Here is a 21,030-nt window from a genome sequence, read left to right as displayed (position 1 = left end):
GCTAATTCACTCCCATGGTGCTCACGATGCGAATGGAGTCGTTGCCCGATCGACGTTCGATGACGAGCTTGTCCTCCCGAGCCAATGCGGCGACACGGCTGGCAAGCTCGTCATCCGACGCGCCGTTGCGCACGGCGTTGCGAAGCCGTCGGTCTGCCTCGTTGGTCAACGGGTGCTGGTAGAGCAGATCAAGCGCTGCTGATGCCTCGGGCCCGAAATCAAACAGACTCTCGCCGAGTCGCTTCCAGATCTGTCGGCGAACCCCTCGAAGACGCCCCGCAGCGACGATCGGATTGGCAAGAGGCCCGCGCACGAGATCGGTTACCAACTCGTCGTGGTTCGGCAACCGATCCGTTGAAGGTTCGTCCGGGCTGCTCTCGAAAACACGGAGCGTCTCGAATCCTGTCAGGAGCCGAGTCTCACCCGCGGGAGTAGTCCACCCGAAACCGTCGATGCCAGCCTCAGTGCGGATGTAGCAGCCGACCCCCGCTTCAACATCGGTGACACGCTTTGCACGGGTCGCGTCAACCAGATCCGGTAGGCGACGAGCACGCTCCGCGGCCTCCGGGGTCTGCTCCAGTGCGTTACTCCAGTACTGATACGCCAGGCTCGCCGCGTCGATGTCCTCAACATCTTCGGCCTCGTCAAGGGTGCCGTCGTAGAGGTCGTTGATCGCCCGAACCTCGTCCTCAGAGCCAAAGAACTGCTCGTCGGAGCCGAAGGCCTGCGCGTTCTGCTGCAGGCGATCCGCGATGCGCTGACGAAGCGAAAGGACGTTGTTCAGAGACCCGTGGAAAATCGAGTAAAGCAGGACTTCGGAAGACTCTTGCCCAACCCGGTCGACGCGACCAGCGCGCTGAATCAGACGGACGATTGCCCAGGGCAGGTCGTAGTTGACGACGATGTGCGCATCCTGGAGGTTCTGTCCTTCGCTGAGGACATCGGTGGAGATAAGCACACGAAGCTCATCACCCCCGTTTTCGACGGCGCTCTTACCGCGCAGCTTGTTCGAACGAGGAGAGAAGCGACGTGCGAGCTGAGTGGGATCCTCGTCGCCTCCCGTTGCGGAATCGACGGCATCGATCCCCATCGAACGGAGTGCGGCCGCGACGTAATTGGCGGTGTCTTTGTACTCCGTAAAAACCAAGACCTTGTCGGCTGGGTGCTCGTCCGTGATCAACTTGGCAAGCGCCGCGAGTTTAGAGTCGCGTCCGATCTCCCACGACCCGTACGCATCAAGGAGAGCGGCCAGCGCCTCGGTATCGGCGCTCAGTGCGTCTCGTAAGCCAGGAGTGAACAGTTCCGGGCGGATCCACGTCATGTAGCCAGGATCCGCATCGACCAATGCCTGGTAGCGCTGCGCGGTCGCATCCCCCAACCGCTCCGTGTCATCTACCTCGTGTTCAATGATGTCGTCATCGTCCAAGAGGTCCGCCTCTTGAATGGTGCCGGTCGGCAACGGGAGGCCGCTATCGATCGCGTAGAGGAACAGCTCGTTCCGCGCGACGTGACGCCGCAGCGAGAGTGTGAACGCATAGCCACCGGACGAGAGTCGCTTGTACAGAGTGGTGCGCACGAAGCCTGCTACCTGGCCACGCGCACGACGCAGGTTCTCGACGACCATTTTGTCGTCGTCAGACCACTCGGACTTACGCTTCTCATCGACGTACGCGATGAGTGAATAGCGCGGGAGTATGAGGTTTTGAAGCGTGTTGAGCGTCTCATCGCTGACCATCAGCGCTGCCGGGTCGCCGTTGTCGAACGGGTGGTCGATCGGCCGCGCCACGCGGTCGGGGAATCGGAACTTGGTGCCGTCAGCGAAGCGGAGATACTTGGATCCGTCGTCGTCCGTGTCGGAGTAGTTGTTCTTGATGAACGTCCTGGTGCGCCGCACCAAGTGCTCGCTCATGAGTCGCTTCCAGTCGTCCGGATCCTCGGATCGCTTGAATGCCTGCAGCGTGGTGACCTTGCCATCGACGCGGTCCGCGAGCCTCGGGTCCGCCGCGAGCGCGTTGACCGGCGAGATGCCGAGGTCCTCGTCGGGCTGGATGAAGAGCCCAAGCTGGTTTGCCACGTCCTCGAAGCGTCGGTTGTACGGCGTCGCCGTCAGCAGCAGCGCCCTCGCCCCGACCCGGTCGATGTACTCCAGCACGGCCTGGTAGTCACGACGCTTGTCGTTTCGGAGGGTGTGAGACTCATCAACGATGACGAACCGGTAGCGGCTGATCGCCGGCAGCACATTGTGCGCCTCGGTGTAGGAGACGACACGTCCCGGAACCTCGTAGGCGTCGAAGTAGTCCTCCCACATCTGCTTGAGATTTTTTGGGCAGACGACCAGGGGAAGATACCCGTGCTCCTCACGAAGCATCAACGCGACCGCGACCGCAGTAATTGTCTTGCCGAGACCAACCACATCGCCCAGCATGGTGCCGCCGCGCGTAACGATCCTGCGCGCAAGCGTGCGCACAGCCGTCGCCTGGTACTCAAGAAGCTCGGACTGCACCTCGAGCGGAACGGAGTACTCGTCCTGGCCCTCTCGAACATCACGCGAAAGGTCATAACAGAGCTTGAGGAACACCTCGTAAGGAGGCTTCGGCTTCACCGAAGCCCACGACTCATCGAGTAGGGCCAGCAAATCGGCAGTGACGACGCGGCTGTGCGGGTCGTTCCAGCGAGCGTCGAACCACGCCGCGAGATCCTTGCCGCCGCCAAACGAATCCGGCACGTCGACGTTGAGTTCGAGGTTCGAGTTCAGCCCGGGCGCAGTCAGGTTACTGCTCCCGACAAATCCCATGATCGGCGAGTTGAGATCCTGGCGATGGAAGATGAAGGTCTTGCCGTGGAGCGGACGACGCGTGAATACCCGCACCTCGACCTTGCCTGCCTCGAGGTGTTCGCGAAGGGACGCAAGCGTCTTGCGATCGGCAGCCGTAGGAACTCCTCGCATCAGCTGCACCCGTAGATGCTCGAGGAGCTGCGCCTTACGCTCCTTCGAAATCTGAGCATCCGCATCGGGACGCGGCTGACCGTCTACCGTCGCCTGGAGCTGGTCGAGCGTCTCTTCTTCGGGTCCGGCGAAGACCATTCCGATGAGGATTCGGGCGACAGGTGCCCCTGTCGCTTCTTTCGCGGCGACGATCTCGTCGAACTCGCTCCAGCCCCGGAGGTTGAAGTAACCAACCGCGACATCCATGCGATCAAAGTCGCCCAGCGTCGCCTGAAGGTGCTCGCCGAGGCGAAGCTCGATGTTGTCAAAAATCCGCGTCACGGCGCTCCTTCGTCGCTTCCCGGACTGCCAGGAAGATGGTTCTCCCTCAGGGTATCGAGGCGCGCAGACAACACCCAGAAACAGGGCGTGGTGGGCGTGGCGGGAAATCAGGCGAGCGCGTCCGCGGCGTCCAGTACCTTTATCGTGGCCAGCACGGTGTTGTCGCGGTACTGCCGGAACCCGCCAGCTCGCGAACCGTCCTCACTACCTCAGCTGCTCCAACCACCGCAATCGGGCCTACGTTAACGAACTGCTGAGCCCAATCGCGCACGTCGGTCACGCTCCCACCGCCGGCGAACTTGCCGACGTGGACGGACTTGCGGGTGCGGCGCTTGACCGGCAGTTTGAGCGCGGTCGAGACGACGAGCCCCCCGACGATGTGTCGAAGGGCTCAGACCTGCGGAGGCGAGAGCGGGCGCGTAGCCGGACCATGTCCCCAACAGGGAGTTGGCGACGATTGACTCAACCAGGCCATCTTCCGCCGACTCTGGATCATCGACCTCGAACGAGTGCAGTCCGAACTCTCCGAACCTGCCCAACTCCTCGTCGAAGCGCAGATGACATGGCAGACGGCACAGTTCGCACAGCAGCCAATGCAAAATCCCCGCCCGCCAACGGCGGACGGGGACTTCCCAACTGTTACTTCAAGCTCAACTCTCCGCACCGACGATGGCAATGTTTGGAGTAAGCGTTCTCTGGTGGATCCGAGGGGATTCGAACCCCTGACCTCTTCATTGCGAACGAAGCGCGCTACCAACTGCGCCACGGACCCGTGCCTTCCGAGCCGTCACCGGCCCGAACAACTCGTCCACACTAGCACGGACGAGCAGGCGCCTCGCACTCGGGTCAGGCCCCGCGGCGGCGCTGCAGAGCCTGGTCGAGGTCGATCGCGTCGACGCCGTCCACGACGCCCATCGCGGCGAAGCGGGAGGAGGGACGCGGAGCCTCGGGAGCGGGAGCGGCGGCACGCGGGACGCGCAGCGGCGCCACCTCGGGAGCGGTCGCGGCGGCGCGCTGGGCGAGCTCCGCCTCCGCCGCGGCGGTGCGCAGGCGCTCCACGGCGTCGATCGACGCCATCGCGGAGGCGGCGACCGTGCCCCGGGAGAGGTACAGCGGCTTGGGGAGCGGCTGCGGCGTCCAGCTCGCACGGTCCTCGGCGAGCTCCTCGGAGGCGTCGTCCGCCGCCTCCTCGGCGAGCTCGGCCTCGAAGACCTCGGCGCGCCGGCGCTCGGTCGCGGCGGCCGTCGTCGCTGTTGCGGCCGGAGCGGCGGCGCGGCGGCGACCCGGCGCCAGCAGGATCAGCGTGCCGAGCCCCGCGACGGCGAGGAGCAGGCCGACGAGCGGCACCGCACCCGTGCCGCCGAAGGGCAGCATCACGAGCCCGACCAGCGCGGCGACCGCCCCGACCAGCACGGCCAGCGCGGCGCCCTGGCGCCAGCGCAGGACCGAGGGCCCTGACCGCGTGCTCCGCCGTGCGCTCGCGGTCGCCCGTCGCAGCGCGTCGCGCGCCGCCTTCTCCGCCTGTGCCAGCTCCATCGCCTGTGCCTTCTCTTCGGCTCGTCGTCGTGTCTCGGTCACCCGGAGCCGGCGCTGCTGCAGCGCCACCTCGCGGGCTGTCGCCTCCGCACGCACGTGCTCGGGCACTTCCGCGGTCTCGGCGAGGATCCGCAGCGTCTGCTGCAGCCTCACCGCGTTGCGCTCGGTCGCGTTGTACGACCGCCTGCGCATCCACGTGGGGATCAGATAGGCGACCCACAGAACGGCGGCGAGCGCCCAGACGACGCCCCCGCCCAGCCAGTCGCTACTCATGCGGACAACGCTAGGAGCACCGGGCACTCCCGTCCGTCATTACGGGTAGGTGTGTCCGTGCGGATCGCGGATCAGCCGGGGCCCCGTCGGAGGGACACCGGCGCCGTCGGAGGGTCCGGAGAGACCCGAGCGGCGCGAGGCGCGGAGGTCCGCGTCGGTCGGCAGGCCGACCTCCGACGGGACCTGCCCGTCGAGGTAGCGGCGGAGCACGCCGCGGGGCACCTCCTCCGCCACGAGGGCGAAGCAGAAGTGGTCCCGCCAGTCGCCGTTGATGTGGATGAAGCGCCGCCGCAGGCCCTCGTAGCGGAAGCCGAGCTTCTCGACCACGCGCAGGCTCGGCCGGTTCTCCGGGCGGATGCAGATCTCGATCCGGTGCAGGCCCAGGTCGAGGAAGGCGTGGTCGGCAGCGAGTGCCACGGCGATCGGAGTGATCCCCCGCCCGGCGTAGCGCTCGGACACCCAGTAGCCGATCGACCCGGAGGAGAGCGAGCCGTACCCGATGTTCGAGATGTTGAGCTGCCCGGCGAGCTCGCCGTCCCAGTCGATGAGGAACGGCACTCCCCCGCCGGCCCGCGCGTTCTGCTGCAGCGAGCGGATGCTGGCGCGCACGTCGAATGCGGCGCCTCCCCGGGGGTCGGACGCCTCCCACTGGCGCAGCCACGACCGGTTCGCGATCAGCTCCCGCTCGAGAGGGCGGGCGTCGCGCACGCGGATGGGGCGGACGGTGACACGACCCTCGGTGAGCGTCGGGATCGGGAGCGGCATGATGCGACCCTACTGCTCCGCCGCGCTGCGGGAGGGGACTGGACTCCGCGGCGTTCCGTGCTCTCGGGGAACGGACGAACGGACGGGATCCCGTGCCGCAGCAGGGGGTCCCGTCCGTTCCGGAGGAGCGCTCGCCGGGGCTCAGAGGCCGGCGACGAAGTCCTTCAGCCAGGGCTTGAGGTCCTTGCCGAGGTCGTCGCGGTCGGAGGCGAGCTGCACGATGGCCTTGATGTAGTCGAGCTTGTCGCCGGTGTCGTAGCGGCGGCCGCGGAACACGACGCCGTAGACGCCGCCGAACTCGGCCGGATCCTGGGCCATGCGCTCCAGCGCGTCGGTCAGCTGGATCTCGCCGCCCTTGCCCGGAGCGGTGTGCTCGAGCACACCGAACACGTCGGGCTTCAGCACGTAGCGGCCGATGATCGCGAGGTTCGAGGGGGCGTCCTCCTTGGAGGGCTTCTCGACCAGCCCGGTGATCCGCACCACGTCGTCCTCGTCGGTCGCCTCGACCGCCGCGCAGCCGTAGAGGTGGATCTGGTCGGGGTCGACCTCGAGCAGCGCGACCACCGTGGTGTCGCGCTGCTCGGCGACGTCGATCATGCGGGAGAGCAGCGGGTCGCGGGCGTCGATCAGGTCGTCGCCGAGGAGCACGGCGAAGGGCTCGTCGCCGACGTGGCGCTGCGCGCGGGAGACCGCGTGGCCGAGGCCCTTCGGCTCGCCCTGGCGGACGAAGTGCACGTCGGCGAGGTCGCTGGCGTACTTGACGTGCTCGAGCTTCTTGTCGTCCTTCTTCTGGGACAGGTTCTGCTCGAGTTCGGGCACCGAGTCGAAGTGGTTGGCGAGCGCGTTCTTGTTGCGCCCGATGATCACGAGCACGTCCTGGAGGCCGGCGTCCGCCGCCTCCTCGACCACGTACTGGATCGCCGGCTTGTCGACGACCGGCAGCATCTCCTTGGGGATGGCCTTCGTCGCCGGCAGGAAGCGGGTGCCGAGACCTGCGGCGGGGATGACTGCTTTGCGGATTCGAGTGCCCATGGGGCGCCATCCTAGCGGCGGGGGAAGTCGCGGGAGTTTCGCGCCAGGACCGGCGACGGAAGGCGCCGGACCCCGTTCCGGGGCGGTCCGGGACGAGCGTCCCTCAGGGTAGTCCGCGCGGAGGCCGGCGCGGGGCCCGGTTCTAGACTGAGCGCATGCCAGCCGACATCACGCACGAGAAGCGGGCGCTGCGCGCCGAGCTGCGCGAGCGCCGCCGCACGCAGACCTCGACCGCTCGCGACCAGGCCGCGGAGCAGATCACCGCCCACCTGATCGAGCTCGCCACCCGCGTGGGGGCCCGCTCCCTCGCGTGCTACCTCTCCGCTCCGGACGAGCCGAGCACCCGGCCGTTCCTGGGCTGGGCCGAGAGCGACGGCATCCGCGTCCTCTTCCCCGTCTCGCGCCAGGACGGCCTGCTCGACTGGGCGGTCGGCGACGGCCACACCGAGACCCAGGGCCTGTTCGGCATGCCCGAGCCCGTCGGGCAGCTGCTCGGCCCCATCGCGATCAACGACGTCGACCTCATCGTCGTCCCGGCCGCCACCGTCGACCGGCAGGGGATGCGGATGGGCTGGGGGCGCGGCTACTTCGACAAGACCCTCGGCTCGATGGAGAAGTGCCCGCCGGTCTACGCCGTCGTCTTCGACAGCGAGCTCGTCGACCGGGTGCCCAGCGAGGTCCACGACCAGGCCGTCGACGGAGTCGTCACTCCCTCCGGCATCGTCGACCTGCGCCACTGACCCCGTCCTTCTTCTCCCCCACCCGCCTCCGAGGAGCCCCCTGTGCCCACCTACTCCTACCGCTGCACACAGTGCGGCAACGCCTTCGACATCCAGCAGAAGTTCACCGACGACACGCTCACCGAGTGCCCGAGCTGCCAGGGGGCGCTGCGCAAGGTGTTCAGCGCGGTCGGCGTGACCTTCAACGGCTCGGGCTTCTACCGCACCGACTCCCGCTCCGGCGGGAAGTCGAGCGAGGGCGGCTCCTCCTCCTCCTCCTCGGGTGCCGGCTCGTCCGGCTCGGGCGCATCCGGCTCCGGCTCATCCGACTCGTCGTCGGGCTCCTCGGGATCGGGCGGCTCCTCCTCCGGATCCTCGGGTTCATCGGGCTCGGGCGGCTCCTCGTCCGGCTCGGGGTCCTCGGGCTCCGGATCGTCCTCCTCCTCGTCGTCCTCGGGCTCCTCCGGGTCCTCCTCCTCGGGTTCCTCCTCCGGGAGCTGACCCGCCACCCACCGCTCACGGCAGAAACGGAACGATCATGATCAACGGCTTCAAGGAGTTCATCCTCCGCGGCAACGTCATCGACCTGGCTGTCGCCGTGGTCATCGGCGCCGCCTTCACGACCATCGTCAACGCGATCGTGACGGGGATCTTCAACCCGCTCATCGGCGTGATCTTCGACGCCTCCTCCCTCGAGGCCCTGGTCTGGCCCATCCGACCGGGAGAGAACGGCGAGGACCCGACCGTCATCGCCTACGGCTCGGTCGTCTCGGCCCTGATCCAGTTCGTGATCGTCGCCTTCGTCCTCTACTTCGCGTTCGTCCTGCCGATCAACCACCTCAAGAACGCCGCGTTCGCCAAGAAGGCCGCCGACGCCCCCGCCGCGGAGGACAAGGCCCCCACCGAGCTCGAGCTCCTCGCCGACATCCGCGACCTGCTCGCCAACAACGGCACCGCCACCACCGCGAACTCCGGCAAGCACGTCGACTGAGTCGCTCTGTCTCCTTCCGCCGGAGGCGGAAGAGGACCGCGGTCGATTTCCCGATCGGGGAACGCTTCGCAGAGCGTTGTGCGAACGGTGCGTCCGAAACGTCGGCACGCGTTTCGGACGGCACCTGCACCTTCGGGAGGTCGCCGAACGGGACCTTCGGCGTCTCCGACGGGGACTGATCGGCCCTGTCTCCACGCGCTCCTCGGAAACCGCCGGGCACCGGGCGGGAAGCGATCGGTCAGCGGGCATTGGACGGAAGCAGTCGGTCACCGGGCGCTAGGCGCACGCGGTCGCCAGCGGGCGCCGGGCCGAAGCAGTCGGTCAGCGAGCACCGGAAGGAAGCGGTCGTCTGCGGGCGCCGGACGGAAGCGGTCGGCCACCGTCGACGGGCCCGACGTGAGCGGTCGGCAGGCGTCGGCGTGACGTGGTCGCTCGTCGAGCAGGGGTGTGCCGGGGTGAGGTCCGAGGTCGCCGACGGGACATGTCTCGACTCGCGGATAACCGACCGGTCCGGCTGACGTCAGTAGTGCGGGGGGACGTCCTGGCGCAGGCGCGCGTCGTTCGGGCCGGTGTCGGGGCGCGCGGGCGGCGCGGAGGGGTCGGCGACCGGAGCATCGTGCGGCGACGGATCGGTGCCGGGCTTCGCGGGGAGCGTCGCCCGCCGGCCGCCGCGGGTGCGCCGCAACGGGCGGTCGGCACCCGCGGGGGCGTCGGGATCCGGCGCCACGATCAGTCGTGCGGCAGCGGCTCGTCGGGCTGCGTCTCCCCCGACGCCGGAGCGGCGGCGGCAGCAGGAGCGGCGGGAGCAGCGGCGGCGGCGGCAGGAGCGGCGGGAGCAGCAGCAGCCTCGCCGGCGGCGGGAGCAGGGGTCTGCTCCTCCCCCGCGGTCGCGCCGATCAGCCCGGCCACCCGCGCGGCCACGGCCTCGGGGTCGGCGAACAGCTCGAAGTTGTGCACCCGCAGGTAGTGCCAGCCCAGCCGGCGCAGCAGCTCCGGACGCAGGCGCAGCGACACGCGCAGGCTCTGCGTGCTCACGTCGCGGTCGGTCTCGACCACCACGGCACGGGTCCCGTGCGCGGCGACGAGGGCCAGCTTGCCCTTGTGCCCGATGTTGACCCGGAGTCCACGGCGCTCGAGGCGCGCGGCGAGATCCACCAGCATCGGCTCCGAGTAGTCGTCGCGGTCGCTCGGCTGGACGCGGTCCTCCGCCTCCTGCAGCACCTGCGCGAGCGCGACCATGCCGTAGCGCATGCGCGACTCGTCGATGTCGCCCGGGCGAAAGCACGAGACGATGTCCATCGAGCGGCGGGCACGGGTCATCCCGACTGCCAGCAGGCGCTCTCCGCCCGGCTCCGCGAGAGCGCCGAAGTTCGACAGCAGGCGGCCGTGGGGCGTCCGGCCGTAGCCGATCGAGAAGATGACGCGGTCGCGGCTCTGCGCGACCGACTGCTCCAGCGTCACGACGGCGAAGGGCTCGGGACGGTCGCCGAGGATGAAGTCGCTCAGATCGGTGCGCTTGGCGAAGGCCGTCAGCACCGCCTGCTGCACCCGCACGGCGTGGCGAGGACTCGCGGTGATGACCATCAGCGACTCGCGCGGACGGATCACGGCGTGCTCGAGCACCAGCTCGACCACCTTCGCGACCTCGGCGTCGACGGACTCGACGGCTCCGGAGTCGTTCTCGGGCATGCCGTGCCCGCTCGCGATGTAGTGGAAGCGGAGCGAGTCGTGTCCGAGGAACGAGCCGGCCCAGGGCAGCGAGTCGATGCGGCCGCCGTAGAAGCGGCGGTTGACCAGCTCGGCCAGGTCCTCGCCGCCCGCGCGGTAGCTGCGGGTGAGCGTGACGGTGTTGAGCAGCTCGCCGAGTCGGGCGAGCGCCGACTGGGCGTGCAGCGCCTCCACGTCGGTCCGCGAGGCGGTAGAGCCGAACTCCGGCGTCTCGTCGACGCGCAGGCCGAAGGGAGTGGGGGTCTGCGTGACCGGGTCGCCGAACGCGACGACCTGCTTCGCCCGGCGGATCGCTCCGACGTTCTCGGCCAGCGTGGTCGCCCCGGCGTCGACGAGGAACACCGCGTCGAAGGTCGTCTCGGTGCCGATGCGGTGCACCTCGTACGGCGAGGCGAGCCAGGCCGGAGCGAGCACGCGCGAGAGGTGCGGAGCGGCCTTCTGCAGCTCCTGAGGGGTCGTCGCCGCCTCGGTGCGCAGCAGCGCGCGCAGCGCGTCGCGCTCCTGCGGCCAGTCGACGAGCCCGATCTTCCAGGTCTCGGAGAGCTTCCAGGCCAGCAGCTCGGCGCTCGAGGCGGCGTGCGCCTCGTCGACGAGCTTGAAGTCGGCCTCGAGCCGGTCGAGCACGCTCGTGTTGCCGCCGAGCAGCGCACGCTCGTCGGTCAGCATGATCTCGAGCGCCGAGCGCCACCAGGCCAGGTCCAGCTCGCCCGCGACCAGCTCGGCCGGCACGTGGCGGCGCGAGAGATCGGTGAGCAGCGGGTCCAGGCCCCAGTCGCGCAGGGTGGCGAGGAGGGTCGTCCGCTCCTGGAGGTTGGCGAGCACCTCGCTGTCCTCGGCGAGGCCGGACACCATCGAGGCCAGCTCGGCGAGAGGGAGCGAGGCGAGCTGCAGGTTCGTCCCGCGTCGGCCGAGCGGCTCGTCGAGACGGCTCAGCTGGTCGGTCACCTGCTGGTAGGCCACCTGCACGTCGGCGACGCCGACCGGGACCTCGGGGATCGTGCCGGCGACCGCGTAGCGCTGCCACAGCGTCCGCTGCTGCTGCACCCGGCGGAGCGCCGCGTTCAGGTCGGTGACGTGCGCGCCGGGACGCAGGTACTCGCGGGCGAGCTTCTTCAGGCGCCGGCGGTTGGTGGACGACATCTCGGCTGCCTCGCGGCGCGGCGAGGTGGCGACGATGAGGTCCTGGATCGAGCGGTCGAAGACGGCCGGCTGGAACTTGTCCAGCGTCTCGCGGACGTCCTGCAGCAGGCGCAGGTAGATGCCGAGCTCGGCGACCGACTCGAACGGGCGCATCCGTGTCTGGCCGATGACGTCCTGGGCGCGGTCGAGCAGGCGCGGCAGGTCGCGCAGGTGCAGGCGCTTGGCCAGCTCGTGGGCGATCTCGGCGTCGGCGGTGGAGTCGAACTGGGCCCCGTACCAGGGCGAGTCGCCCGGGCCGTAGCGGAACTCGCCCAGGCGCGCCGACTCGATCAGCATCCGGGTCGCCTCGGGGCGGCTGTGCGCGAGAGCGGTGACGGAGCGGCGGTCGAGGCGGGCGGCGGTCGACGGGGGCGTCCGCAGCTGCGAGAGGCGGGCGAGCTCCTCGAGCGCCTGCAGCGCCGAGACGCCGAAGCTCTCGTCGCGCCGGGAGAGCGCGCCGCGGTAGTCGAGCAGCACCTTCCGCAGCCGGAGCAGGGCGTCGTCGATCTCGCTGACGGAGGGGCGCGCGGCCTTCTCGTTGCGGCCGATCGACTGGATGAGGTCGCGGCGGAGCGTGCGGGGCCCGACCGCGATGCCGCCCAGGCCCGCCGAGAGCAGGCGCTGGTGGATGCTGTCGAGGCTCGACCGGCGGGCGCTGACGACCAGCACGCGCTTGTGCTGGGCGGCCAGGGCGCCGATCGCGTTGACGATGGTCTGGGTGCCGCCCGTGCCGGGGAGGGTCTTCACGACGAGCGAGTTGCCGGCCGCGATGTTCGCGATCACCTGCTCCTGCTCGGCGTCCGCGTCGAGGAGGAGGTTGTCGGTCGCCGGAGGACGCTCGTCCTGCGGGATGATCGACGCCACCTTCTGCGACTGCTGCAGCGCCCGCTTGGCGGCCGGGTTCCCGGCGACGGCGTCGAGGACCGGGTGCTCGAGCATCCGGGCGTCGCGGAGCATGTCGCCCGCCACGTCGGCGAAGCTCGAGACCACGAGGCGCGGGTGCACGGCGAACCACGGCAGGTGCGAGGTCAGGCCGCGCAGCTGGTCGATGACCGGCTGCGGCTTGAAGACGCCGTTCTGCACGGCCAGCTCGACGAACTGCTCGGGGTCGATCGTGATGCCGAACTGCTGCTTGAGGGCGCGCGCGAGCTGCGGATTGAAGTAGGGCTGGCCCTTGAGCTTGAGCTCGAAGTCGCGGCCGTAGCGGCGGATGGCGAGCGGGCGCAGGAGCACGGGTGCGGTGAACTCCGTGTCGCCGGCGCGCCACTGGGCGAGGCCGATGGCGAGGTGGACGCCCTCGATGCCGCGGACCGAGCGCAGCTCGATCCCCTTGTCGGTGATCGCACCCGCGGCGTTCTTCGCGGTGCGCAGGGCGAGCTCGTCGCGGATGAGCGAGGAGAGGAGCGTCGTCTTTCCCGAGATGAACGGGGGCAGCCCGCCGGGGTGCGTGGTCGAGAGCTCGATGCGCGTCCGGGGCGAGTCCACGAAGTGGAGCAGGGGCGACGGACCGCCGACCTTGGCGAGCTCGTCGCGCCACGACTGCCACACCGGATCGGCCACGTTGCCGCCCTGGTAGCCGGCCTCGCCGCTCGTCACCTGCACGGGAGAGGTCGCCGTCGGGGAGAGCCGATGCGCGGACGCCTCCCCCTGGTCACCGGATTCGGGTGAGGTCGCCACCGGTCCGGCTCCTGGGAAATCGTCGACTCGTTGCACACGGACACCCTAAACCGGGCACCTCCGAAAGGCCGTAGCGACGCGGGTCGGCGGCACGGCACCTCCGAACGGCTCACCTGCCTGGAGCATCACGCGGAGCGCCGGGTCGGATCGGCGAGCGCGTCCGCCCGATCGGGGCGGGCGGGGGGCTCAGGAGGGCCAGACGGCCAGGGGCGGCGCCGTCTCGACCCGGCGCTCGTCGCCGACCACGCGGATCCGGCTGCTCACGCGGTCGTGCCCGGCGGCCGCGGCGACCGCGGTCATGACGAGCCGGGCGTGGTCGCGCGTGAGATGCCCGAAGGCGCTCCGCAGATCGACGGGGCGGCCGGTGGCGAGCGACACGGCGATGCGGGCGACCGCCTCCTCCGAGAGGTCGAGGAGGCACGCCTGCTCGGCGAGGACGGCGAAGTCGATCCGCGGCGCGGCCTCCGTGGCGGCACCGGCCGCCCACGGGTGCTCGGGGCGGAGGCATCCGGCGCGGACGAGGAGCTGCTCCGCGGCTTCGAGGCCGGGCCCGGCGAGGACGGGGATCATGCCGCGGTCCGCTCGGCGCGGCGCCCGGAGGCGCGGACCCCGACGGACACGACGGCCGACAGCAGGCAGGCGACGCCGGCGATCAGCGGCGCGAGCCAGCCGAGGACGCTCACCTCGTCGACGTCCGCGCCGAAGTACTGCCAGTGCGCGATGGCGTAGACGAAGAGGGAGAAGAAGCAGAGCGCGACGCCCGTGAGCGCCGACACCAGGTCCGCCGGACGGACGAGGGGCTCGTGCTCCGCCGAGGCGGCCTGCTCGATAGCGGGCTCGGAGAGGGCGGCGGGCGGGACCTGCGGGAGGGTCGCGGTGGCGGGGTGCTGCGTCATGTCTCCGAGGCAACCAGCCGCGCAGTGTCACGGTCGTCACTCGCTGGCATGACGTCCTGAGCCGAGCGGATGGTGGCGCGGTCGGCCGGTCAGGGAGCGACGGGGACGTCCGCTCGGGCCGGTCGGCGTCCGAGCGACGACTGGAACCGCAGAAGGTACCCGTCCGGATCGGCCACCACCAGCTGACGGACGCCCGCCTCCTCCGCTCCGACCCGGTACCAGCGGGTCTCGAGCGGCGAGAACAGCGGCGTCCCGGCCTCGGCGAGCGCCGCCGCCGTCCGGTCGGCGTCGTCGACGTGCAGCTGCAGGTTCATCCCCCGGCCGAGCGGGCGCTCCAGCGGTGCAGCGATCCAGTTGCGGCCCCGCCCCGCCTCGTCGAGCATCACGTGCGCGGAGCCGAGGACCAGGTACGCGAAGCCCTCCTCGGGCCGGGCGTAGTGGATCCGGAACCCGCAGGGACCGCACCAGAACCCGAGGCTCCGGTCGAGGTCGGCGACGAGCAGCTCGGGGACGAGATCGGGATCGGCCATCCGCGCGTTCTACGCCTCGGCGCTTTCGGGGCGCTTCGTGCGGCCCGGGAGCAGGAGCAGGCCCGAGACGCCCACGACGATCAGCAGGATGGCCGCGACCGTCACGAAGGAGGCCAGCGCCAGCACGGGCATGATGATCGTCAGGACGCCCGCGATGACCGAGGCGATCCCTGCCGCGATCGGCAGCCACGCGGGGCCGGCGACGGTGCGGCCGCTGGTGATGCTCGAGACGCCGTCGAGGATCCAGCCCGCGCCGATCACGAGGCCCAGGACACTCAGCGACTCGAACGGGTTCGACAGGCACAGGATGCCCGCGACCAGGATCAGGGCGCCGAGCAGGCCCGCGAGCCAGCGCACCCGGGCATCGAGCCGCGAGGCGGTGAAGGCCAGCAGCAGGCGGAAGACGCCCGCGGCGATCAGGTGGATGCCGAAGACGATGGCGACGGTCAGCAGCGTCGGACCGGGGATCAGGACGGCGATGACGCCGAGCACGATCGCGATCAGCGAGACGGCGATGATCCACCAGCGCTCGACGGAGGTGCGGGACATCGTGGGCGCGGCGGTCTCGGACATGGCGTTCCTTCGCGTCGGGGAGTGCGGACCCCTCGAACGTTAGGGCACCGGGGCGGGGTGGCGCGGGGCCTTGCGCCCGCCCGCCCGAGGACGCAGGTCAGTGGCGCGATCCGGTGCGCGCCGCGGCACGGTGCCGCCGCACGCGGCGCACCACGAGCGCGAGCAGCAGCACGCCGAACGCGCTGTAGATGATCGCGTCGAGCACGCCCGCGTACTGGTCGACGAGCTCGTACTGCGTGCCGAGGGCCGCGCCGAGGCCGATCAGCAGGCCGTTCCAGACGCCGGAGCCGAGGATCGTCAGTCCCGAGAACAGCAGCAGGTTCATCCGCTCGGCCCCCGCGGGGAGCGAGATGAGGCTGCGCACGCCCGGGATGAGGCGACCGAAGAGGACCGCCCAGGTGCCGTGCCGGCGGAACCAGCCGACCGCCTTCTCGAAGTCCTCGCGGTCGACCAGCGGGAGCTTGGAGAGCAGGCGGATCGAGCGCTCCGTGCCGATGCGGTAGCCGAGCGCGTAGAGGATCAGGCCGCCGAGGTAGGCGCCGAGGGTCGCCGTGATCACGACCAGCACCAGGTTCATCCGGCCCTGCTGGGCGAGGAAGCCGGCCAGCGGCAGCACGAGCTCGCTCGGGATCGGCGGGAACACCGTCTCGATCAGCGTCAGCAGGCCGACGCCCGCCTCTCCGAGCGCGGCGATCACCCGCGCGGCGACGCCGACGAGCCCGGAGAGCTCGTCGATGCTGTCGGAGGAGGAGGCGGTCGCCACGGAGGCGGGGGCGAGGGCGAGGGTCGCGATCGTCATGACTGAGAAGCTACTCAGTCCGCCGAGCGCGCACCTGGGAATCCGGCGGCCCGCTCAGGGGCGGCCGGTGAGCACGACGGTGTCCGATCCCTGCAGCCGCACCTCGACCGAGGCGATCTCGGACAGCGGGAGCCCGGTGGCGAGGCTGGGCTCCATCGTCGTCCCCGGCGCGCTCGTCCACGATCCGACGGCCTCGGTGCCGCCCGAGGTGTCCGTGACGTAGAGGACGTAGCCGGCCGAGCCCGCGTACTGCTCGGCCGTGTCGGCCCAGCTGCAGTCCATGTCGATCCGCGTGCCCCACTGCTGCGGCACGAACCGCACGGAGGCCTCGACGGGGACGCCCGGAGCCGCGGCGAGCGAGACGGTCGAGCCGACGGTCTCGACGGGGGCGAGGGACGGGCCGATCGCGAGCGGCAGGGCGACGGCGGCGGCGGCCGAGACGCCCGCGGCGGCGAGCACCAGGCCCGCGATGCGCAGCCGCGTCCGGCGGCGGACGGAGTCGGTGGCCGCGGCGAGGCGGGTCAGCAGTGCCGCCGGAGCCGGATCGCCGGCCGCCTCCGGCTCCTCGACCAGGCGCATCGCCTCGTCCTGGGGCAGGTGGGCCAGCAGGCCCGGCAGCGGGACGAACTCGGCGAGGGACTCGCGGCAGCCGGGGCAGGCGCGCAGGTGCAGCTCGTACTCGCGGCGGTCGGCAGCGGTCAGGGATCCGAGGAGGTACGCGGCGTCCCAGTCGCGGAAGGGGTCGTCGTGCCGGTCGTCGGAGGAGGGGTCGCGGCTCACAGCTCCGTCACCCCCCGCTCCTGCAGTGCGAGCTTGAGGGCCCGCATCCCGTAGTGCATCCGCGACTTGACGGTGCCCGGGGCGATCCCCAGCAGCGCGGCGATCTCGGTGACCGTGCGGCCGCCGTAGTAGGCGTGCACGATGACGGCGCGGTGGTCGTGGCTCAGTCCGCTGAGCGCGTCCGAGAGCAGCCAGGCGTCGAGCACCTGGTCGGTGCGGTCGGCGGTCGGGCGCTCGGGGACCTCGTCCGTGCCCAGCTCCCGGGCGTAGCGGGCGCTGCGGCGGTCGTCGATGACGAGGTTCCGGGCCACGGTGTAGAGCCAGGAGCGGGCGGCGGCCTCGCCCTGGGCGAGGATCTCGGGGTGCTTCCAGGCGCGCAGCAGCGCCTCCTGCACGACGTCCTCCGCCATCTGGCGGTCGCCGGTCAGGCGCAGCACGAACCGCCAGAGCGCGCTGGCGTGCTCGTCGTGCAGCGCACGCAGCATCTGGGCCTGATCCTCGGACATCTCCACCTCTTCCTGCACCAACGTAACGGGGGCCCGAACGGTTCAGCCGGTTCGCGCGAGCGGCCGCACTCTGGTACTCCGGAGTCGATGACCTTCCCCGATGCCGACGACGCCGCCCGCGTGCGCTCCTTCCTCCGCGACAACCGCTCGCGGATGCTCGACGACGTCCGGCACCTCGTGATGATCGAGAGCCCCAGCGACTCCCTCGAGGCGCTCGGCGAGCTGCACGCCTTCCTGGTGCACTGGGTGGGAGAGCGGCTCGGGCACGACGCCGACGTGCAGCACCGGCGTGCGCAGGACGCGCCGACCGCGACCAGCTGGACCGTCCCGGCGAGCGGCGGCGCGAGACCGCACCGGGGCACGCGTCCGTTCGTGGCGCTGCTCGGCCACTACGACACGGTGTGGCCCCTGGGCACGACCCGCTCCTGGCCCTTCGCCGTCGACGGCGACCGCCTGAGCGGACCGGGCAGCTACGACATGAAGGCCGGGCTGGTGCAGATGGTGTGGCTGGTGGCCGCGCTCCGCCACGCCGGCGTCCCGCATCCGGCCGTCCGCCTGGTGATGAGCGGGGACGAGGAGATCGGCAGCGCCGCCTCCCGCCCGTTCCTGGAGCGGCAGTGCGCGGGCGCCGACGCGGTCCTGGTGTTCGAGGGCGCGATCGGCGACGCGGTCAAGACGGCGCGCAAGGGCATCGGGCGCTTCGTGATCGACGTGGTCGGCGTCGAGGCGCACGCCGGGGTCGAACCGGAGAAGGGGGCGAGCGCGATCCACGAGCTCGGCTCGCTGATCCCGCGGGTGCTGGCGATCGCGCGGGAGGAGGAGGGCACCTCGGTCAACATCGGAGTGGTCTCCGGCGGCTCGCGGGTCAACGTGACGACGGCCCGCGTGCGCCTGGAGCTGGAGGCGCGGATCCGCGGATCCGCCGAGGCCGCCCGCGTCGAGGCCGAGCTCGACGCGCTCGCCGCCGTCGACCCGCGCATCCGGCTGGAGGTGCGCGGCTCCTGGGAGCGGCCCGTCTTCGAGCGGACCGCCTCCGTCGCCGCGCTCTACCGCAGGGCCGAGCGGGTCGCGAAGCGGATCGACGTCCCCCTCCGCGAGATCGCGGTCGGCGGGGCGAGCGACGGCAACCTCGTCGCCGCGCTGGGCCTGCCGGTCCTCGACGGGCTCGGCGCCCCGGGCGAGGGGGCGCACGCGCGCAGCGAGGCGATCGGCATCGAGGGCATGCTGGAGCGGACGGCGCTCGCCGCGCTGCTGGTCGCCAGCTTCGGCGACGAGCACTGACCGGCTGCAGAGGAAGGACGAGCTGATGACCCTGTACGAATCGCGCCCCGTGGGCGTCGTGATCGAGGCTCCGGCCGCGGAGGTGTACGCCTTCGTCTCCGACCCGGCGAACCTCCCGCTGTGGGCCGCGGGCCTCGCCTCCTCCGCGCTCGAGCAGGTCGACGGACGCTGGTTCGCCGACTCGCCGATGGGCCGGGTCGAGGTGCGCTTCGCCCCGCAGAACCCGTTCGGCGTCGCGGACCACGAGGTCACGCTCCCCGACGGGACGGTGGTGGACAATCCGCTCCGGGTGCTCGTGAACGGGGACGGCGCCGAAGTGGCCTTCACCGTGCGGCGGCGCCCCGGGATGAGCCTCGACGACTGGGACGAGGACTGCGCGCGGGTCGCGGACGACCTCGAATCGCTCCGGCTGCTGTTCGAGCGCGGGGCGCTGTAGGTTCGTCACAGCTCCGGCGCAGGGCCGGCAACCGTGAGAACGAGGACGCGATGACCTCCCCCGATCGTCCGAGCACCCGCCCCGCCGGCGGCATCGAGCTCAACGGCCTCGACACGATCCAGGAGTCGGAGCGGCACGGCCGCCCTCGCGACCTGTTCTGGCCGTGGTTCGCCGCGAACGTGTCCGTGCTCGGGCTGAGCTACGGCTCCTTCCTCCTCGGCTTCGGCCTCTCCTTCGGGCAGGCGACGCTCGTCAGCGTGATCGGGATCGTCGTCTCGTTCCTCTTCTGCGGTCTGGTCGCCGTCGCCGGCAAGCGCGGCTCCGCCCCGACGATGGTGCTCAGCCGGGCGGCCTTCGGGGTCGACGGCAACCGCCTCGTCTCGGTGATCTCCTGGCTTCTCACGGTGGGCTGGGAGACGGTGCTGGCCTCCCTCGCGGTGCTCGCGACGGCGACGGTGTTCGAGGAGTTCGGCTGGGACGGCGGCGTGCTCACCAAGGTGGTCGCGCTGATCGTGGTCGCCGCGCTCATCGTGATCGCCGGGATCGCGGGCTTCCGCCTGATCATGCGGCTCCAGCTCGCGATCACCGTCGCGACCGCCGTGCTGACCGTGGTCTACGTCGTGCTCGTCCTCGACCGGATCGACCTCGCCGCCGTCGGCGCCCTGCCCGCGGGCTCGGCCGCCGCGGTCATCGGCGGGCTCGTGTTCATGATGACCGGCTTCGGGCTGGGCTGGGTGAACGCCGCGGCCGACTACTCCCGCTACCTCCCCCGCGGTGCCCGCACGAGCGGAGTGATCGCGTGGACGACGATCGGCGGAGCGGTCGCGCCCGTCGTGCTGGTGGTGGTCGGCCTGCTGCTGGCCGGCTCCTCGCAGGAGCTCTCGGACGCGATCGCCGCGGACCCGATCGGAGCGCTCGCCGGGATCCTGCCGACCTGGTTCCTGCTCCCCTTCATCGTCGTCGCGCTGCTCGGCCTGATCGGCGGGGCCGTGATGGACATCTACTCCTCGGGCCTGGCGCTGCTCAGCACGGGGCTCAAGGTCTCGCGGCCGGTGGCCGCCGGGATCGACGGCGTGCTGATGGTCCTCGGAGCGGTCTACGTCGTGTTCGTCGCGGGCGACTTCCTCGGCCCGTTCCAGGGCTTCCTGATCACCCTCGGCGTGCCGATCGCGGCCTGGCTCGGCGTCTTCCTCGCGGACCTCCTCCTCCGTCGGCGCGACTACGACCAGGAGGCTCTGTACGACTCCCGCGGCCGCTACGGCAGCGTCTCGGCGGTCCCCGTGGCCCTCGTGCTGATCGGCGCGATCGTCGGCTGGGGCCTGGTGGTCAACTACTCCCCCGGGTTCGAGTGGGAGGGCTACCTCCTCGGCCCGCTCGGCGGCCGCGACGGCGACTGGGCCGGCGCCAACCTCGGCGTCCTCGTGGCGCTCGTGATCGGCTTCGCGGGAACGCTCGCCCTCTCGCGCGGGGCCGTCCGCCGCCAGGAGGCCTCGGCGTGAGCCTGCTCGTCGCGATCGACCTGCAGCACGTCTTCGCCGACGCCGAGTCGCCGTGGGGATCCGGCGGATTCGAGCGCGCGGCCGAGGGGACCCGCCGGCTCCTCCCGGCGTTCGGCGAGCGGGTCGTGACCACCCGCTTCGTCGCCCCGGAGCGGCCCGCCGGCGCGTGGATCCCCTACTACCGCGAGTGGCCGTTCGCGCTCGTCCCCGAGAGCGACCGGCTCTACGAGCTCGCGGCCGGGTTCGAGGGCCACCGCACGATCACCGCCACGACCTTCGGCAAGTGGGGGCCCGAGCTCGAGGCCGAGCTCGACGACTCCCGCGAGCTCGTGCTCACCGGCGTCTCGACCGACTGCTGCGTGCTCTCGACGGCGCTGGCGGCCGCGGACGCCGGAGTGCGGGTCAGGGTCGCCGCGGACGCCTGCGCGGGCGCCTCCGAGGCCGACCACCAGCGCGCGCTCGACGCCATGTCCCTGTACGCGCCGCTGATCGAGATCACGAGCGTGGACGCGGTGCTGGCGGACCTGCGCGACCGGGGCTGAGACCGCGGTCGGGACGCGAG

20 protein-coding genes and 1 tRNA gene are annotated in these 21,030 nt (G+C 70.9%); 7 read left to right on the top strand and 14 right to left on the bottom strand.

Features of this window, described 5'->3' with window-relative positions:
* Position 1: 1 nt before the first annotated feature.
* From C5C54_RS07885 to galU, 5 genes are all read right to left on the bottom strand, one after another.
* Positions 2-3,268, bottom strand: coding sequence for a helicase-related protein (locus C5C54_RS07885; protein ID WP_258063264.1), 3,267 nt, complete (start codon positions 3,266-3,268; stop codon positions 2-4).
* A 696-nt stretch (positions 3,269-3,964) separates the two neighbouring features.
* Positions 3,965-4,040 (bottom strand) — tRNA-Ala (locus C5C54_RS07880).
* A 74-nt stretch (positions 4,041-4,114) separates the two neighbouring features.
* On the bottom strand, positions 4,115-5,077 hold the full coding sequence (locus C5C54_RS07875; protein WP_104223216.1) for a hypothetical protein: 963 nt from the start codon (positions 5,075-5,077) through the stop codon (positions 4,115-4,117).
* 39 nt (positions 5,078-5,116) lie between these two features.
* Entirely contained in the window at positions 5,117-5,842 is a 726-nt protein-coding gene (locus C5C54_RS07870) for a GNAT family N-acetyltransferase (RefSeq protein ID WP_104273095.1), read from the bottom strand.
* 141 nt (positions 5,843-5,983) lie between these two features.
* On the bottom strand, positions 5,984-6,874 hold the full coding sequence (galU, locus tag C5C54_RS07865; protein ID WP_104223218.1) for a UTP--glucose-1-phosphate uridylyltransferase GalU: 891 nt from the start codon (positions 6,872-6,874) through the stop codon (positions 5,984-5,986).
* 155 nt (positions 6,875-7,029) lie between these two features.
* Here galU and C5C54_RS07860 point away from each other — a divergent pair, with 155 nt between their 5' ends.
* From C5C54_RS07860 to mscL, 3 genes are read left to right on the top strand one after another with little or no spacing between them, the layout of a single operon-like run.
* Complete coding sequence (locus C5C54_RS07860; protein WP_104288090.1) at positions 7,030-7,614, top strand: 5-formyltetrahydrofolate cyclo-ligase; 585 nt, start codon at positions 7,030-7,032, stop codon at positions 7,612-7,614.
* A 42-nt stretch (positions 7,615-7,656) separates the two neighbouring features.
* Positions 7,657-8,094 (top strand): FmdB family zinc ribbon protein, encoded by a 438-nt coding sequence (locus C5C54_RS07855; RefSeq protein ID WP_104288089.1) that lies wholly within the window; start codon positions 7,657-7,659, stop codon positions 8,092-8,094.
* A gap of 37 nt (positions 8,095-8,131) precedes the next feature.
* Entirely contained in the window at positions 8,132-8,584 is a 453-nt protein-coding gene (gene mscL / locus C5C54_RS07850; protein ID WP_181027096.1) for a large conductance mechanosensitive channel protein MscL, read from the top strand.
* A gap of 520 nt (positions 8,585-9,104) precedes the next feature.
* Here mscL and C5C54_RS07845 read toward each other — a convergent pair.
* The 9 genes from C5C54_RS07845 to C5C54_RS07805 form a co-directional block, all read right to left on the bottom strand.
* Positions 9,105-9,311: a hypothetical protein gene (locus tag C5C54_RS07845; RefSeq protein ID WP_104232858.1), complete on the bottom strand. Its 207-nt coding sequence runs from the start codon at positions 9,309-9,311 to the stop codon at positions 9,105-9,107.
* A gap of 2 nt (positions 9,312-9,313) precedes the next feature.
* Positions 9,314-13,168 (bottom strand): DEAD/DEAH box helicase, encoded by a 3,855-nt coding sequence (locus C5C54_RS07840; RefSeq protein WP_374953282.1) that lies wholly within the window; start codon positions 13,166-13,168, stop codon positions 9,314-9,316.
* 186 nt (positions 13,169-13,354) lie between these two features.
* The gene (locus C5C54_RS07835) at positions 13,355-13,738 is read right to left on the bottom strand and encodes a hypothetical protein (RefSeq protein WP_104232859.1); all 384 of its coding nucleotides are present in this window, start codon (positions 13,736-13,738) and stop codon (positions 13,355-13,357) included.
* Complete coding sequence (locus tag C5C54_RS07830; RefSeq protein WP_104288088.1) at positions 13,735-14,064, bottom strand: hypothetical protein; 330 nt, start codon at positions 14,062-14,064, stop codon at positions 13,735-13,737. The genes C5C54_RS07835 and C5C54_RS07830 overlap by 4 nt, the downstream gene beginning before the upstream one ends.
* A gap of 89 nt (positions 14,065-14,153) precedes the next feature.
* Positions 14,154-14,594, bottom strand: a complete 441-nt coding sequence (locus tag C5C54_RS07825; RefSeq protein ID WP_104288087.1) for a VOC family protein — start codon at positions 14,592-14,594, stop codon at positions 14,154-14,156.
* A 9-nt stretch (positions 14,595-14,603) separates the two neighbouring features.
* Positions 14,604-15,167 (bottom strand): HdeD family acid-resistance protein, encoded by a 564-nt coding sequence (locus C5C54_RS07820; RefSeq protein WP_104225073.1) that lies wholly within the window; start codon positions 15,165-15,167, stop codon positions 14,604-14,606.
* Positions 15,168-15,264: 97 nt separating this feature from the next.
* Positions 15,265-15,966, bottom strand: a complete 702-nt coding sequence (locus C5C54_RS07815) for a DedA family protein (protein ID WP_104288086.1) — start codon at positions 15,964-15,966, stop codon at positions 15,265-15,267.
* 54 nt (positions 15,967-16,020) lie between these two features.
* Positions 16,021-16,746 carry an anti-sigma factor gene (locus tag C5C54_RS07810; RefSeq protein ID WP_104225071.1) on the bottom strand — a complete coding sequence of 242 codons (726 nt, stop codon included), beginning with the start codon at positions 16,744-16,746 and terminating at the stop codon, positions 16,021-16,023.
* The gene (locus tag C5C54_RS07805; protein ID WP_104225070.1) at positions 16,743-17,252 is read right to left on the bottom strand and encodes a sigma-70 family RNA polymerase sigma factor; all 510 of its coding nucleotides are present in this window, start codon (positions 17,250-17,252) and stop codon (positions 16,743-16,745) included. The genes C5C54_RS07810 and C5C54_RS07805 overlap by 4 nt, the downstream gene beginning before the upstream one ends.
* Before the next feature lie 87 nt (positions 17,253-17,339).
* On the opposite strand from C5C54_RS07805, the gene C5C54_RS07800 reads away from it, so the two are divergent.
* From C5C54_RS07800 to C5C54_RS07785, 4 genes are read left to right on the top strand one after another with little or no spacing between them, the layout of a single operon-like run.
* Positions 17,340-18,533: a M20/M25/M40 family metallo-hydrolase gene (locus C5C54_RS07800; protein ID WP_104288085.1), complete on the top strand. Its 1,194-nt coding sequence runs from the start codon at positions 17,340-17,342 to the stop codon at positions 18,531-18,533.
* 25 nt (positions 18,534-18,558) lie between these two features.
* A complete protein-coding gene (locus C5C54_RS07795) occupies positions 18,559-18,969 on the top strand; it encodes an SRPBCC family protein (protein ID WP_104288084.1) in 411 nt (136 codons plus the stop codon).
* A gap of 50 nt (positions 18,970-19,019) precedes the next feature.
* Positions 19,020-20,468, top strand: a complete 1,449-nt coding sequence (locus C5C54_RS07790; protein WP_104288083.1) for a cytosine permease — start codon at positions 19,020-19,022, stop codon at positions 20,466-20,468.
* A complete protein-coding gene (locus C5C54_RS07785; RefSeq protein WP_104266865.1) occupies positions 20,465-21,010 on the top strand; it encodes a cysteine hydrolase family protein in 546 nt (181 codons plus the stop codon). Before C5C54_RS07790 ends, C5C54_RS07785 begins: the two co-directional genes overlap by 4 nt.
* Positions 21,011-21,030: the final 20 nt, after the last annotated feature.

Source organism: Rathayibacter sp. AY1F2 (genome assembly GCF_002930885.1).
Classification (GTDB): domain Bacteria; phylum Actinomycetota; class Actinomycetes; order Actinomycetales; family Microbacteriaceae; genus Rathayibacter.
This window is presented reverse-complemented; position numbering and strand designations above follow the sequence as displayed.